This window comes from Primorskyibacter flagellatus (assembly GCF_900176485.1).
Classification (GTDB): domain Bacteria; phylum Pseudomonadota; class Alphaproteobacteria; order Rhodobacterales; family Rhodobacteraceae; genus Primorskyibacter; species Primorskyibacter flagellatus.
Window position 1 is genome coordinate 1 of the sequence record NZ_FWYD01000008.1, and the last position, 14,569, is coordinate 14,569.

12 protein-coding genes are annotated in these 14,569 nt (G+C 60.8%); 6 read left to right on the plus strand and 6 right to left on the minus strand.

Annotated features, from left to right (window positions below; genetic code table 11):
* Positions 1–107 precede the first annotated feature (107 nt).
* From B8991_RS11685 to B8991_RS11710, 6 genes are all read left to right on the plus strand, one after another.
* A complete protein-coding gene (locus B8991_RS11685; protein WP_143514587.1) occupies positions 108–794 on the plus strand; it encodes an adenylate kinase in 687 nt (228 codons plus the stop codon).
* 123 nt (positions 795–917) lie between these two features.
* Positions 918–1,205: a DUF4212 domain-containing protein gene (locus tag B8991_RS11690; RefSeq protein ID WP_084353180.1), complete on the plus strand. Its 288-nt coding sequence runs from the start codon at positions 918–920 to the stop codon at positions 1,203–1,205.
* A gap of 3 nt (positions 1,206–1,208) precedes the next feature.
* Positions 1,209–2,993: a sodium:solute symporter family protein gene (locus tag B8991_RS11695; protein WP_084353181.1), complete on the plus strand. Its 1,785-nt coding sequence runs from the start codon at positions 1,209–1,211 to the stop codon at positions 2,991–2,993.
* A 109-nt stretch (positions 2,994–3,102) separates the two neighbouring features.
* The gene (locus tag B8991_RS11700) at positions 3,103–4,926 is read left to right on the plus strand and encodes a DUF294 nucleotidyltransferase-like domain-containing protein (RefSeq protein ID WP_084353182.1); all 1,824 of its coding nucleotides are present in this window, start codon (positions 3,103–3,105) and stop codon (positions 4,924–4,926) included.
* A gap of 143 nt (positions 4,927–5,069) precedes the next feature.
* A complete protein-coding gene (locus B8991_RS11705) occupies positions 5,070–5,576 on the plus strand; it encodes a hypothetical protein (protein ID WP_084353183.1) in 507 nt (168 codons plus the stop codon).
* Between the two features lie 3 nt (positions 5,577–5,579).
* Positions 5,580–6,977, plus strand: coding sequence for a 3'-5' exonuclease (locus tag B8991_RS11710; protein ID WP_084353184.1), 1,398 nt, complete (start codon positions 5,580–5,582; stop codon positions 6,975–6,977).
* Positions 6,978–6,997: 20 nt separating this feature from the next.
* Here B8991_RS11710 and B8991_RS11715 read toward each other — a convergent pair whose 3' ends face one another.
* From B8991_RS11715 to B8991_RS11740, 6 genes are all read right to left on the minus strand, one after another.
* A complete protein-coding gene (locus B8991_RS11715) occupies positions 6,998–7,879 on the minus strand; it encodes a glucosamine kinase nucleotide-binding domain-containing protein (protein WP_084353185.1) in 882 nt (293 codons plus the stop codon).
* 148 nt (positions 7,880–8,027) lie between these two features.
* On the minus strand, positions 8,028–9,641 hold the full coding sequence (locus tag B8991_RS11720; protein ID WP_084353186.1) for a BCCT family transporter: 1,614 nt from the start codon (positions 9,639–9,641) through the stop codon (positions 8,028–8,030).
* A gap of 374 nt (positions 9,642–10,015) precedes the next feature.
* Positions 10,016–10,759, minus strand: a complete 744-nt coding sequence (locus tag B8991_RS11725; protein WP_084353187.1) for an SDR family oxidoreductase — start codon at positions 10,757–10,759, stop codon at positions 10,016–10,018.
* Between the two features lie 12 nt (positions 10,760–10,771).
* On the minus strand, positions 10,772–12,553 hold the full coding sequence (locus B8991_RS11730; RefSeq protein ID WP_084353188.1) for an IlvD/Edd family dehydratase: 1,782 nt from the start codon (positions 12,551–12,553) through the stop codon (positions 10,772–10,774).
* A gap of 171 nt (positions 12,554–12,724) precedes the next feature.
* A complete protein-coding gene (locus B8991_RS11735) occupies positions 12,725–13,615 on the minus strand; it encodes a phytanoyl-CoA dioxygenase family protein (protein WP_084353189.1) in 891 nt (296 codons plus the stop codon).
* A 25-nt stretch (positions 13,616–13,640) separates the two neighbouring features.
* On the minus strand, positions 13,641–14,567 hold the full coding sequence (locus B8991_RS11740) for an NAD(P)-dependent oxidoreductase (protein WP_084353190.1): 927 nt from the start codon (positions 14,565–14,567) through the stop codon (positions 13,641–13,643).
* Between the last annotated feature and the right edge of the window lie 2 nt (positions 14,568–14,569).

Here is a 14,569-nt window from a genome sequence, read left to right on the forward strand (position 1 = left end):
AAAATCGCCGAAAACGACTACGGATCCCTCGGCGACACATCAACCCTCGCAGACCCAACCGTCGTCAACGACCTCATCGATAACAGAATGAACCGGGCGTGATGGCGATGGATGGCGCGAACACCCCCGCAACCGCCCCGGTTCTGATCCTGCTTGGCCCTCCGGGGGCCGGAAAAGGCACCCAGGCCAGGATCCTCGAAGACAGGTTTGGTCTCGTGCAACTGTCCACCGGCGATTTGCTCCGCGCAGCCGTCGCCGCAGGCACGGATGCGGGCAAGCGCGCCAAGGCTGTGATGGAAGCGGGCGATCTGGTCAGCGATGACATCGTCATCGCGATCCTGCGCGACCGTCTGACCGAAGCGGACTGCGCCAAGGGCGTGATCCTGGACGGCTTTCCGCGCACCACGGTGCAGGCCGAGGCGCTTGACGCGTTGCTGGCGGAAAGCGGCCAGCAGATCAACGCAGCCATCAGCCTGGAGGTGAACGACGCGGAAATGGTTACCCGGATCTCGGGCCGGTTCACCTGCGGCACCTGCGGCGAGGGCTATCACGACACGTTCAAGGCACCGGCCAAGACCGAGACCTGCGACAAATGCGGCGGCACGGATATGAAACGCCGCGCCGACGACAATGCCGAAACCGTTGCCAGCAGGCTGGAAGCCTACCATGCGCAGACCGCGCCGCTGATCACCTATTACGACGAAAAGGGGGCGCTGCACGGTATTCCAGCGATGGGTGCGATCGACGAAATCTCGGCAGATCTGGCCAAGGTCGTGTCCAAAGCTACCGGCTGAGGCGCGCGGTCAGCCGGACAGAATTCCCGCCCGGAAACGGGCGGGCCCTACAACGCCCGGCAGCGGGCATTGCGAAACATGTCCGTTTTACGGGCATTCATGAGGAAGAGGAGGACTCACATCATGGCGGATAAAACACCGCAAAGTGCTGCATCAGCGACCGAAGCCGACAAAGGCTATTGGGCGGCGAATGTACGCATCATCATCATCAGCCTGATCATCTGGGCAATCGTATCTTTCGGGTTCGGCATTCTGTTGCGCCCTGCCCTGTCGGGCATCTCGGTCGGCGGTTCCGACCTGGGCTTTTGGTTCGCGCAACAAGGCTCGATCATCGTCTTTCTGGCGCTGATCTTCTTCTACGCCTGGCGCATGAACAAGCTCGACCGTGAATTCGGCGTCGAGGAGGAATAATACATGGATCAATTTACCATCAACCTGATCTTTGTGGGCGCAAGCTTCGCGCTTTACATCGGCATCGCGGTCTGGGCCCGCGCCGGGTCCACCTCGGAATTCTACGCCGCGGGCCGCGGCGTGCACCCGGTCACCAACGGCATGGCCACGGCGGCCGACTGGATGTCGGCGGCTTCTTTCATCTCCATGGCAGGTCTTATCGCGTTTGTGGGTTATGACAACTCCACCTACCTGATGGGCTGGACCGGCGGCTATGTGCTTCTGGCGCTGCTTCTGGCACCCTATCTGCGCAAGTTCGGCAAGTTCACTGTCTCCGAATTCATCGGCGACCGGTTCTACAGCCCGACCGCCCGCATGGTTGCGGTTGCCTGTCTCATCATCGCCTCGACCACGTATGTGATCGGACAGATGACCGGCGTGGGCGTGGCCTTTGGCCGTTTCCTTGAAGTGTCCAACACAACCGGCCTGCTGGTCGGTGCGGTCATCGTGTTTGCCTATGCTGTTTTCGGCGGCATGAAAGGTGTGACCTACACGCAGGTGGCGCAATACTGCGTGCTGATCCTGGCCTACACCATCCCGGCGATCTTCATCTCGCTGCAGCTGACCGGCAACCCGATCCCGGCGCTGGGGCTGTTTGGCGATCACGTCGCAAGTGGCGAACCGCTGCTGACAAAGCTTGACCAGATCGTTCGTGAACTGGGTTTCAGCGAATATACCGCCCATCACACCGACACGCTTAACATGGTGCTGTTCACGCTGAGCCTGATGATCGGTACTGCCGGTCTGCCTCATGTCATCATGCGTTTCTTCACCGTTCCCCGCGTGGCTGATGCCCGCTGGTCGGCCGGTTGGGCGCTGGTGTTCATCGCGCTGCTGTATCTGACGGCCCCGGCTGTCGGCGCAATGGCTCGTCTGAACATCACAGAGCTGATGTGGCCCAACGGCACGGATGGCGAAGCCGTTTCGGTGCAGATGATTGCCGAAGATGACGAGTATGACTGGATGGCCACTTGGCAGAAAACCGGTCTTCTCGGCTTTGAGGACAAGAACGGTGACGGCCGCATCCAGTATTACAACGATGCCAACCCGGAAATGCAGGCCAAAGCGGCAGAAAACGGCTGGGAAGGCAATGAGCTGACCAACTTCAACCGTGACATTCTGGTGCTTGCGAACCCTGAAATTGCCAACCTGCCGGGTTGGGTGATCGGCCTTGTTGCGGCGGGTGGTCTTGCGGCTGCTCTGTCCACGGCTGCCGGTCTGCTTCTGGCGATTTCCTCGGCTGTCAGCCACGACCTGATAAAGGGTCAGCTGAACCCGTCGATTTCGGAAAAGGGCGAGCTGTTGTCGGCGCGTATCGCCATGGCGGTTGCCATTGTTGTGGCCACGTATCTGGGCCTCAATCCTCCGGGCTTTGCCGCGCAAACCGTGGCGCTCGCCTTTGGTCTTGCTGCGGCTTCGATCTTCCCGGCGCTGATGATGGGCATCTTCTCGAAGAAGGTGAACAACGTGGGTGCCGTGGCCGGGATGCTGGCAGGTCTGGTTGTGACGCTGGTCTACATCTTCCTGCACAAGGGCTGGTTTTTCATCCCCGACACGAACAGCTTCACCGATGCTGATCCGCTGTTGGGCACCATCCAGTCGACATCCTTCGGCGCGGTAGGGGCAATGATCAACTTCGTCGTGGCCTATGTCGTCTCCGGCATGACCAAGGAAACCCCGCAGGAGATCAAGGATCTGGTCGAAAGCGTCCGGTTCCCCCGTGGTGCCGGCACGGCCCAGGACCACTGATCGTGGACAGGCCGGGACCATACCGGTCCCGGTCTACACCCCAAGCTTCCGCTCCTGTCCGGACTCGTTCGGGCAGGAGTTTCTTTGAAATGACGGGACGGCCAGACCCATGACCCTCACACCGGACGAGCTGAAACGCTTTCTCGACGGCGTCCATCCTTACGACACCCTGCCCGCCCCCCGACTAGAAGCGATCCTGCCCGAAATTCGGCAGGAAACGGCATCGGTCGGAACCTCGATCTACGAATTGGGCGATGACCTTCAGGGCCTTTATATCATTCATCAGGGCGAGGTAGAGATCCAGGACGCAAATGGCGTTCAGGTGTCCCTGCTCGGCCCAAGAAATTCTTTTGGCGAGCGTGGCTTGCTGCGCGGCGGAGTGGCAGTGACACAGGCTCGCGCGGTCACCGACAGCCTGCTTCTGGTGCTGCCGCGCGATGTTCTGGTGCAGTTAATCGACGACAGTGACACTGCCGCACGATTCTTCAACAGGAAGGGTCCCGTCCGTCCACGCCGCCATGATCTTGCCACCACCATGGTCGACACACTGATGGCGCGTCAGCCCGTCACCTGCACCTCTACCGCCACGGTGCAAGATGTCGCCCGGCAAATGCGCAGGGCACACACCTCGTCTGTCTGCGTAACCGACGCCAGCAGATTGACCGGCATCGTCACCTCGCGCGATCTGGCGGAAAAGGTGGTGGCCGAGGGATTGCCCGCCACCACGCCTGTGGCACAAGTGATGACGCCGGACCCCGTGACATTGTCGCCCTCCTCCATCGGATCGGACGTTCTGCACATGATGCTTGAACGGCGCATCGGCCATGTGCCGGTGACAGAGGCGGGTCTGTTGGTCGGCATCGTCACCCAGACCGACCTGACCCGGTTTCAGGCGATCAGTTCCGCCGAATTGGTGGCAGAGGTTTCCAGCGCCGATGACGCCGCGCGCATGGCCGAGATTACCGCCCGCATCCCGCGCCTTCTGGTGCAGCTGGTGGCAGGCGGCAACCGGCACGAGGTTGTCACTCGCCTGATCACCGACATTGCTGATACGGCCACACGGCGCCTGCTCATCCTGGCAGAGCAAGCGATTGGCCCCGCGCCGGTGCCCTATCTGTGGCTGGCGTGCGGCAGTCAGGGGCGGCAGGAACAGACAGGCGTCAGCGATCAGGACAATTGCCTGATCATCGACGATGCGGTGACCAAAGCGCAAATGGGCTATTTTCACGAACTCGCGCAGTTTGTCTGCGACGGGCTGAACACCTGCGGCTATGTCTATTGTCCTGGCGACATGATGGCCAGCAACCCCCGCTGGTGTCAGCCACTGAAGGTCTGGCAGGGGTATTTTCAAGGTTGGATCAAACGCCCCGATCCAGAGGCACAGATGCTGGCCAGCGTGATGTTTGACCTGCGCCCGATCGGCGGAACCACCTCGCTGTTTGACGGGCTGCAAACTGAGACGCTGAAAGCCGCCTCCGACAACTCGATCTTCGTGGCGCATATGGTGACCAACTCGCTGAAACACGCGCCACCCCTGGGGCTGCTGCGCGGTTTCGCCACAATCCGCTCGGGCGAGCACAAGAACCATGTTGATCTGAAGCATAACGGAGTCGTGCCGGTGGTCGATCTTGGGCGGATCTACGCCCTTCGGGGGCAGCTTACACAGGTCAATACCCGCGCCCGACTGGCATCTGCGATTGCGGCGGGGGTGTTGTCGGCATCAGGTGGGCAAGACCTTCTGGACGCTTACGATCTGATTGCCGAGCGACGGCTGGCGCATCAGGCCGCTCGGGTTCGCAGAGGGTCCGCGCCGAACAACTATCTGTCGCCTTCGGATTTGTCGGATTTTGAACGCAGCCACCTGCGTAACGCCTTTGTCGTGGTCAAGACGATGCAATCTGCCATCGGGCATGGCCGCGGAATGCTGGGATAGCGCTGGCGCGTCGGCCAAAAATAGCATTGCTTTCCTGTCGTTTCGGGGGAGAGTCACCAATACGGGCCGGCTTTGGAGCGGCAACCATGGGCTGCTACGCCTTGGGCCTTGCCGGAAAAGACCATTAAAGGGAAGAGTAAGCGATGTTTCTGGAACTGATCGCCACATTCGTGGCCGGCATTGCGGGCGCAGGCATCATGATGCTGCTCAACCGGATAACCGGTAACCGTTTACCCCGCTGGCTGGTCCCGGTCGCGGCCGGGGCGGCGATGCTGACCATGACCATCTCCAGCGAATATGCGTGGTACGGGCGCACGACGCAGAACATGCCAGACCGGCTTGAGGTGATCGAAACCGTCGAAAGCCGTGCTGCGTACCGTCCCTGGACCTATGTCGTGCCATATACAAACCGTTTCATCGCCCTGGACCGCGCCGGGGTGCAGGCCAATGCCGAACAACCGCAGATGCGCCTGGCCGATCTGTTGTTCTACGGGCGCTGGAAGCCCACCAAAGCCGTTCAGATCATGGTGGATTGCGACCGTAACGCCCGCGCCGATCCAGGCGAAAGCGGGCTGGAAACGCAAAAACTGCGCTGGCGTGAGGTCGGCGCGGACGATCCCTTTGTCGCGTCGATCTGTAAAGAGGGGTAGCGCATGTTTTCGCTGCGGACGCGGGTCTTTCTGTTCTTCTGCCTCATCGCGGTAAGCGGTCTGGCAATCCTATGGGGTGCCTTGTGGCTTGGCGTCTCACGCAACCCTGACGATCTGAGCGGCGCAATCGTGCTGGCGGGTATTTCGGGCAGCTTTGCGTTGATCGCACTTACTGTCGCGGCTTGGTTGCTCTTTGACGAAATCGTGGTGAAACCGATCCAGCGACTGGCTGCCTCCATGCGCGCACGCGCGCATACCGGTGTAGATGTCGAGGTGGACACATATTCGGCGCGTTTTCTGGGTGACCTTGCCCCAGCGGTTCACGCGGTCAGCCGCCGGATTTCCGACAGCGCCATGGAGACCGCGCGCGCCGTCACATCCGAAACCTCTCGGCTGGCCGAGGAAAAGGCCCGTCTGACCGCCCTTCTGACCGAAATTCCCGTCGCCACGATTCTGGCAAATGCCGCGCATCAGATCGTGCTGTATGACGGACAGGCCGCCGAAGTTCTGGCCCAAGGCGGCGTACCGCGTCTCAACGCGCCGCTTTTCGATTATTTCGACGAAGACAGCCTGCGTGTCGGGCTGGACCGGATGAACAAGACCGGGCTGGAACAGAAATTCGAGTTGAAAGGCCTGGACGATGGGCTGGTCTTCGAAGCCGTGCTCAAACCGCTGGATGAGGGCGATTACATGCTTCTGATAGAGGGTCAGACCATGCACACGTCCCCAAACGTCGCGCGTCCGCTGGTCTATGATTTCGAGCTTCTCGGAAAACGCCCGACAGGCGATCTGGCTACAACGCCGCTGCGGTCCTTGGTCTATACAGTGTTTGATACCGAAACGACGGGCCTGTTGCCGCATAAAGACGAGATCGTCCAGATCGGTGCCGTGCGTATCGTCAATGGCCGCATTGTTGCCGGCGAAGAGATCAACCAGTTGGTCAATCCCGGCATTCCGATCCCTGCCTCCACCACGCAGGTGCATGGCGTATCCGACAGGATGGTGCAGGACGCCCCCGATATTGTCCACGCAGCCGGCCGGTTTCACCACTTTGCCCGTAATTCGGTGATCGTGGCGCATAACGCGCCCTTCGACATGGCCTTTCTGCGCCGCCATGCAGAGAAATGCGGACTGGTCTGGGATCATCCCATTCTGGACACGGTACTGCTGTCCGCGGTGCTGTTCGGGGCAAACGAAACCCATACGCTGGACGCGCTTTGCACCCGGTTGAAAATAGAGATCCCCGAGATGCATCGCCACACGGCGCTTGGCGACGCGACTGCCACGGCACAGGCGCTGGTGCAGATGTTGCCGATGCTTGAAGGCTGCGGTATGCGCAGCTTTGGCGAGGTCATCGAAGAGACGCGCCGCCATGGACGATTGTTGCAGGACATGAACTAATAATGCCTTCGCCGGGGCCCTCAGCCCTGTGCAGCGCCTGCCTGCCGGGCCAGCGAAAGTGCACCGTCAAGCGCGGTGCCGACCGGCGGCACAACCGCCTCTGATAATTGTGCGGGCAAAGCGCGAGTATAGAGCGGTCCCAAGCCCCCCAACAGACATAACCGCGCACCGGGTCGCCAACCAAGCCTGTGCAGCCCGCGTTCGATCCACCCCGCCCCGGTGTTCAACAGATCAGCGGCAGCCGGGTCTCCGGCATCCAATGCTTCGGCGATCAAGGGGGCAAATACCGCGAAATCCGCTGGGGTGGCGGTTGACGCGAACCGCACAAGCTCGGCCGGGTCGTTGCCGAACCTGTCCATCACCCTGGCAACCAGCGCCGACGGTTCTGCCAGCCCGTCACGAACATGCAGGGCACGCGCCAGCAGCGCCCGGCCCAGCCAGGCCCCCGACGCCTCATCCCCCAGCGCCAGCCCCCAGCCGCCCACGCGCCGGACCGTGCCTTGCTGACGACCAGCGAGGAAAGAGCCTGTTCCCAACCCGGCGACAAACCCGTCGCCCGATGGTCCCAAAGCCCCGGCGACGGCGCAATCAAGATCTTCGCTTGCCGTGACCTCGCCAAGCAGATCCTCAAGCGCCCGGCTCAACGCGGTTGCGTCACTGCTGCTGACGATCCCGGCGGCACCGATATGCGCGCGTGCTCGGCGCAGCTCTGCCTCGGCAAGACCGGCCTTCACCGCACATGATCGCAAGACCGCGCGGATCGCAGCAATGGTCCGGGCCGGATCGGTGGTCCAGTTGCACCCCGGCCCCGCGACCTCGACCCGACCGCGCACACCTTCGATGATTGCCCGGCACAGCGTGCCACCGCTATCGACGCCAATGAACAACTGAGATTTCTGCATTCCGCCCCTCGCACCGCCGCTCACCCTGATAAGGGGACGCGGCGGCGGAGACCAGCCACGAAGCCTGAATCAAGCGGTAGGCGGCCCACCGCACGACCGCGGTGATAGCGTGGCCCCATGACGCCCGGGCACCATCGCCAAATATTGCCTATCGTGGTTCGCTGCGAAGGCCCTTGAAGATCGTGTAGCACATCACCAGCATGAGGACCGAGAATGGCAGGCCGGTGGCTGTAACACCCGCCTGTAGGGCTGACAAACCACCACCGATCAAAAGCACAATGGCGATCAACCCTTCGACGACACACCAGAAGATGCGCTGTGGCACCGGAGCATCGACCTTGCCACCCGCCGTGATCGTATCGACCACAAGCGAACCGGAATCCGAGGATGTCACGAAAAACACAAGCGCAAGGAAGATTGCAATGGTCGATGCGATCTTGGTGAATGGCAACTCGTTGAGCATCCCGAAGAGTGAAAGCTCGGGCGAATAACTGTCGATCACGTTGGCTTTGACCAGCGACGTTTCGGGGCTGGTGATAATCTGCTCAATCGCAACACCGCCGAACACCCCCATCCAGATGAAGATGATAAGCGACGGGATCAGCAAGACGCAGATGATGAACTCTCGCACCGTGCGGCCTCTGGAGACGCGGGCGATGAACATGCCGACGAACGGTGCCCAAGAGATCCACCACGCCCAATAGAACGCGGTCCAGCTTTGACGATACGCATCGTCCGTACGGCCGAACGGGTTCGACAGCGGAATGATTTCTCTGGTGTAGGCGACAAGCCCTGTCCAAAACCCGTTCAGACCAACCAGCGTCGGTCCAACAAGCAGAACGAAGAGGAAGAAGAGGACAGCAAGGATCATGTTGAGTTCAGAAAGAACTTTCACGCCGCCATCAAGGCCGCGATAGACCGACACCAGAGCCACCGCTGTCACAAGAATGATGATGACAACCTGCGCGTTGGTCGAGATTTCCAGCCCGAAGGCAAAGTTGAAGCCTGCATTGGCCTGTTGTGCGCCAAGGCCCAAGGATGTTGCCAGCCCGAACAGCGTAGCGAAGACCGCCAGAATATCGATGCAATGACCCCACCAGCCCCAGACGCGATCACCCAGGATCGGGTAAAAGCAAGAGCGGATGGAAAACGGCAAACCCTTATTATAGGTGAAAAGCGCCAGCGCCAGAGCCATGATGGCGTAGACTGCCCAGCCGTGCAGCCCCCAATGGTAAAAGGTTGCCGCCAGCCCCATGGCGCGTGCGGCCTCGACGTTTTCGGCGATGATACTGCCATCCTCCGCGATGGGGGAGGCAACGCCCAAGGGCCCCGAGACGTTCATGTGGTAGACAGGTTCGAGAACACCGAAAAACAGCAGGCCGATTCCCATACCGGCCGCGAAAAGCATCGCAAACCATGCGAGATAGGAATATTCCGGCACGGCGTCCTGTCCGCCCAGCCTGACCTTCGACATTGGCATAAAGATCAATGCGATACAGAATATCACGAAGAAATTCACGACGATCATGAAGAACCAGTCAAGTTTGGTGATCGAAAAGTCGCGTACCGCCGCGAATGCGACCCCCGCCTGCTGCGGAAAGATGAGTGTGAGGATCACAAAGACGACTGCGGTGAGACCGGAAATGACAAATACCGGATTGTGAATATCGAACCCCAGAGGTCCAAGATTGCCGTCTATATTGTCTTGCCCAACCTCAAAGTCCGTTTCAATTTCGCCACTGTCGCTTGCCGGATCTACCATGGAGTCTCCTGCTGTGTTCAGTTTCCAGCGTACCTTTGCACGACGGTCTCGCATCTTTTTCTATCGGTGCAGAGTTGCACGCTCACCTGCACACTGCAAGTTTTACGGGTAACCGTCTTGGCTTGTCCTCTGGGTCGGGCGTGGTCCGGGGCTGGGTCTTCACTGCCGCACGCCGCTTCATGCCCTGAGAAAACGAGAACATTGGGGCACGCGTCGCGGTGCGGCTAGATCGATTGAAAAAACGGAGACTTTCGGCGCTGCCGACCATGCGGCGCGGCGCTTGCGGCGGGCGACCGGTCTGGGCCGCCACGAGTTTTGCTTTGTCCGCTCGCGATGCGACCTGCTCGAGGCGTGGGCCTCTCTGCGTGGCGCTATCAACCGCGCCCGATATAGGGCATGGCGCTGGCCATCACCGTCATGAACTGGACGTTCGCCTCTAACGGCAGCGACGCCATGTGCAGGACGGATTTGCCGACATTGGACACATCCATCACCGGCTCTACCGCGATGGACCCATCGGCTTGCGGCACGCCCTTGGTCATCTTGCGCGCCATCTCTGTCAGCGCATTGCCGATGTCGATCTGCCCGCAGGCGATGTTGAACGCGCGCCCGTCAAGCGAGATCGTTCGCGTCAGCCCGGTAATCGCGTGCTTTGAGGCGGTATATGCCACCGACCCCCACCGCGGGACATGCGCGGAAATCGAACCATTGTTGATGATGCGTCCGCCCTGCGGGTCTTGCCGCCGCATCTGACCAAAGGCCGCGCGGGCGCACAGGAACGACCCGTTCAGGTTGACATTCATCAGGTTCATCCAGTCGTCGACGGCGATCTCGTCGATGGGCGCGCCCTTCAGGCTGACACCGGCGTTGTTGAACAAGGTATCCACCCGCCCCCATTCACCCGCCGCCTTGGCGAAGATCGCGTCGACCTCCTCCGGAACGGTCACGTCACCTGACAGGACCAAAGCGTTGTCATAGTCGCCTGCGGTCTCCTCCAGTGCCTGCGCGCGACGACCGACAAGGCCGACCTTCCAACCCGCTTCCAGGAACGTGCGGGCAGTGGATTGTCCGATACCGCTACCCGCGCCTGTGATGATGATGCTTTTGGGGTCGCTCATGGGTTGGTCCCTTCAGTGGTTGTCGCGTGGCAGGTTGCGAACAACCCGTTGATAGGTGGTGGCCAGTTCCAGACAGCCGCCATCCGATAGCTGCCCGACATGGGTGCGGTAGATCTCTTGCCACGGGGTCTGGCTGACAATCTCGGGCGCCTGCCATGCGTCGATGCGGGCCTGCCAGTCGGCGTCATCCACCAGCGCGTTCAGCGTCGAGTCGTTGAGGTTCAGCCGCACGCGGTCGCCGGTTTTCAGATAGGCCAGACCACCGCCCACCACTGCCTCGGGCGAGGCGTTCAGGATAGAGGGGCTTTCGGAAGTGCCTGACTGTCGGCCATCCCCCACGGTGGGCAAGTGCTGCACACCCCGCTTGATGACGGCGTCCGGCGGCTGCATGTTCACCACCTCGGCAGAACCGGGATAGCCCACACATCCGACATTGCGGATGAAGAGGATGCAGTTCTCGTCAATCTCAAGCGACGGGTCGTTCAACCGGTCATGGTAATCCTCGGGGCCTTCAAAGACGATGGCTCGCGCCTCGTAGATGCCTTCGCTACCGGGTTCGGACAGGAACCGTTTCTGGAAGTCCGGCGAAATGACCGAAGTTTTCATCAACGCAGAGTCGAACAGGTTGCCGGAGAGGACCAGAAAGCCTGCATTCTTCCGCATCGGATCATCATATGTCTTGATGACGCGCGTATCGCGGCTTTCCCAGCCGGACAGGTTCTCGCTCATCGATTTGCCGGTCACGGTCATGACGTCCTCGTGCAGACGGCCCGCCTTTTTAAGCTCTCCCATCACCGCGGGCACCCCGCCCGCGCGATAGAAGCTTTCGCCCAGATATTCGCCCGCTGGCTGCATATTGACCAGAAGCGGCACATCGAAGCCGATCTTCTGCCAATCGGTCACATCCAGTTCCACCCCGGCATGGCGCGCGACGGCTTGCAAATGCGGCGGCGCGTTGGTGGACCCGCCGATGGCGGAGTTCACGACAATGGCGTTTTCGAACGCCTCGCGCGTCAGGATGTCCGAGGGTTTGAGGTCGTCATAGACCATATCGACGATGCGGCGACCGGTTTGGTAGGCCATGTTCATCCGCTCGCGGAACGGTGCGGGGATCGCCGAACAGGTGGTCAGGGACATGCCCAGCGCCTCGGCCATGGCGTTCATCGTGCTGGCCGTGCCCATCGTGTTGCAATGACCAAGGCTGGGGGCGGACGCGCAAACCCGGCTCATGAATTCTTCGTAGTCGATCTTGCCTTCGGCCAGCAGGCGGCGGCTTTCCCAGACGATCGTGCCGGACCCTGCCAGTTTGCCGTTCCACCAGCCGTCCAGCATCGGGCCGCCGTTCAGCGCAATCGCGGGCAGGTCCACCGTTGCGGCCCCCATCAGCATCGCAGGCGTGGTCTTGTCACAACCGGTTGTCAGCACCACGCCGTCAATCGGATAGCCGTGCAGCACCTCGACAAGGCTGAGATATTGAAGGTTGCGGTCCAGCGCCGCTGTCGGCCGTTTGCCGGTTTCCTGGATCGGATGCACCGGAAATTCCATCGGGATGCCGCCAGCGTCGCGGATGCCTGCCTTGACCCGGTCCATCAGGAAGACGTGGATCTTGTTGCACGGCGTCAGGTCGCTGCCGGTCTGGGCAATGCCGATCACCGGACGTTCGCCCTGCAATTCGTCGCGGGTGAAAGCCTGGTTCTGATACCGCTCGACATAGAGCGCGGTCATGCCGGGATTGTTGGGATTGTCGAACCATTCCTGAGACCTGAATCGCTTGTTTGCACGCGTATCGCTCATGTCGGTGAATCTCCCTGCGGATCGTATACGTTGGTTTCAGGTCCACCCTGTCAATTTGGTATACCATTTGCAAGGGCGTTTTCTGGACGAGGTACAAGGCCCCGGATCAGGTCCGGGGCGGGTTGTGATCCGAGGCAGGCGTTACGAGCCAGTCTCGGCAAAAGAGGCGCGTCAAGTGAAGGCGCTTTTCGCGCCAGCGCTTTCCTGTGTGCGAAAGATCGAGGACACATCGCTTGCAGGCGGTAATGGCAGGCGGACCGGCACCTGTTCCAGCCGAGGCGTCAGACAGGGTGCGCCGGTGACCGTGCGGGCCTGCACGTCTTGCCACAATTCGGCTTGCGACAAGCGGTGAAAATAGGAATTCGACCCCAGCAGCGGCCATGCGTCAGCACTTGCAAGTTCGTAGAACAGGATCAGCCGGTTGCGATCGCTGAGGTTCGGCGCGGACCCGTGAAGCGTACGGACGTGATGCACGGTCATGCTGCCCGCCTTCCCGGTCAGCGTCACGGCCCGATCCCGGTGGAAATCCGGATCATCCGGATCGACCGCCCCCGCGAACACGTCGTTCAGGTTGTGGCTGAGGACCGGTCCGCGATGCGATCCGGGGATGACCATCAACGGCCCGTTATCCTCGGTCACATCTTCCAGCATCAGACCAAAGGCCAGAAGGTCATCATTCGTATGTGGATAAAATGCCCAGTCCTGATGCCATTCCACCGCGCGCCCGCCGCCCGGTGCCTTGGTGTTCAGCTTGGAGGTCAAGATCATCGTATCCGGCCCCAGCAGGTCGTTCAGCACCTGCGTCATCCGGGAATTGCGCAGAACATCCCAGAAATAGGGATTCTGCTTATGCGGCACCTTCACCCGCGTCAGGCGCGGCGTTGCCGCACTGTGGCCGCGATCCAGATCATAAAGCGCATTGCTTTCGCTCACAGTGCGCGACCCTTCGATATAGTCGTAGGTCAGGCGTCGCAATTCGGCCAACTGATCAGGGCTGACAGCGTCCTCAACCAGCAAATAGCCATTCTCGGCAAAGTCGCGTTTCTGTGCATCGCTTAGCATGATTTCTCCTCCCTTGGCGGTAAGCTCAGCTCTTGGCGTGGTTCGCGACAATGGCTGCCAGATCCAGCCCGTTCATCTCTGCCACATGGTCGGCCAGCATCGGGACGTAGTGATCGCCCTTGCCCGCGCCTTCGGCCAGCGTGAAATAATGCTTGATCGCCGCCCCCATGATATTGGCCACGCCAGCATCACTGGCCATGTTTGCGGCATAGCGCACATCCTTGGAAGCGTTTGCGATGGCGAATTTATGCGCATCACGATCCCGGCCCACGGCATATTTCATAAACGTGTCGAAGAACCCGTTGCCCAACCGGCTGGAGCCGATCACCTGTTCGATCATCTGCGGCGCCAGTCCGACGCCCGCTCCCAGCGTCACCGCCTCTGCATACAGCGCGGCATAGCCCATCGAGATGAAATTCATAATCAGCTTCATCTGATGCGCTGACCCGCTCTCGCCCACATGGTTGATATTCCCGGCCCAACATTCGACGACCGGCAGGATCTTTCGATAGGTCGCGTCATCGCAACCGATCATCGCATCCAACGTGCCCTCTTCGGCCTCTTTCGGCGTGCGGCCCAATGGGGCGTCGACCAGCGTCATGCCCTTCTCGGCCAGTTCTGCCGCCAAGGCGGTGGTCGAGGTCGGATCGGCAGTCGTCGCATCCAACACGATCAGGCCTTTGCAACCGCCTGCGAGGATACCGTCTTCGCCGCGAATGATCGCCTCCACCTGGGGCGAGTTGGACAGGCACAGATGGATCATGTCGCATTGCGCGGCCATTTCCGCAGGCGTCTCGACCTCCGTCGCCCCCTTCGAAAGCAGATCTTCGACCGGCACGCGGTTGCGGTTGCCCTTCACCACCAGAGGATAGCCGCCGCGCAGGATACTGGCCGCCATTCCGTGCCCCATAAGGCCCACGCCGATGAAGCCAATGACTGGTTTATCACTCATAG

Excerpts from the sequence above, each read along its gene's own strand:
- B8991_RS11685 (WP_143514587.1), top strand. The coding sequence starts at position 108 with ATGGATGGCGCGAACACCCCCGCAACCGCCCCGGTTCTGATCCTGCTT.
- B8991_RS11690 (WP_084353180.1), top strand. The coding sequence starts at position 918 with ATGGCGGATAAAACACCGCAAAGTGCTGCATCAGCGACCGAAGCCGAC.
- B8991_RS11695 (WP_084353181.1), top strand. The coding sequence starts at position 1,209 with ATGGATCAATTTACCATCAACCTGATCTTTGTGGGCGCAAGCTTCGCG.
- B8991_RS11700 (WP_084353182.1), top strand. The coding sequence starts at position 3,103 with ATGACCCTCACACCGGACGAGCTGAAACGCTTTCTCGACGGCGTCCAT.
- B8991_RS11705 (WP_084353183.1), top strand. The coding sequence starts at position 5,070 with ATGTTTCTGGAACTGATCGCCACATTCGTGGCCGGCATTGCGGGCGCA.
- B8991_RS11710 (WP_084353184.1), top strand. The coding sequence starts at position 5,580 with ATGTTTTCGCTGCGGACGCGGGTCTTTCTGTTCTTCTGCCTCATCGCG.
- B8991_RS11715 (WP_084353185.1), bottom strand. The coding sequence starts at position 7,879 with ATGCAGAAATCTCAGTTGTTCATTGGCGTCGATAGCGGTGGCACGCTG.
- B8991_RS11720 (WP_084353186.1), bottom strand. The coding sequence starts at position 9,641 with ATGGTAGATCCGGCAAGCGACAGTGGCGAAATTGAAACGGACTTTGAG.
- B8991_RS11725 (WP_084353187.1), bottom strand. The coding sequence starts at position 10,759 with ATGAGCGACCCCAAAAGCATCATCATCACAGGCGCGGGTAGCGGTATC.
- B8991_RS11730 (WP_084353188.1), bottom strand. The coding sequence starts at position 12,553 with ATGAGCGATACGCGTGCAAACAAGCGATTCAGGTCTCAGGAATGGTTC.
- B8991_RS11735 (WP_084353189.1), bottom strand. The coding sequence starts at position 13,615 with ATGCTAAGCGATGCACAGAAACGCGACTTTGCCGAGAATGGCTATTTG.
- B8991_RS11740 (WP_084353190.1), bottom strand. The coding sequence starts at position 14,567 with ATGAGTGATAAACCAGTCATTGGCTTCATCGGCGTGGGCCTTATGGGG.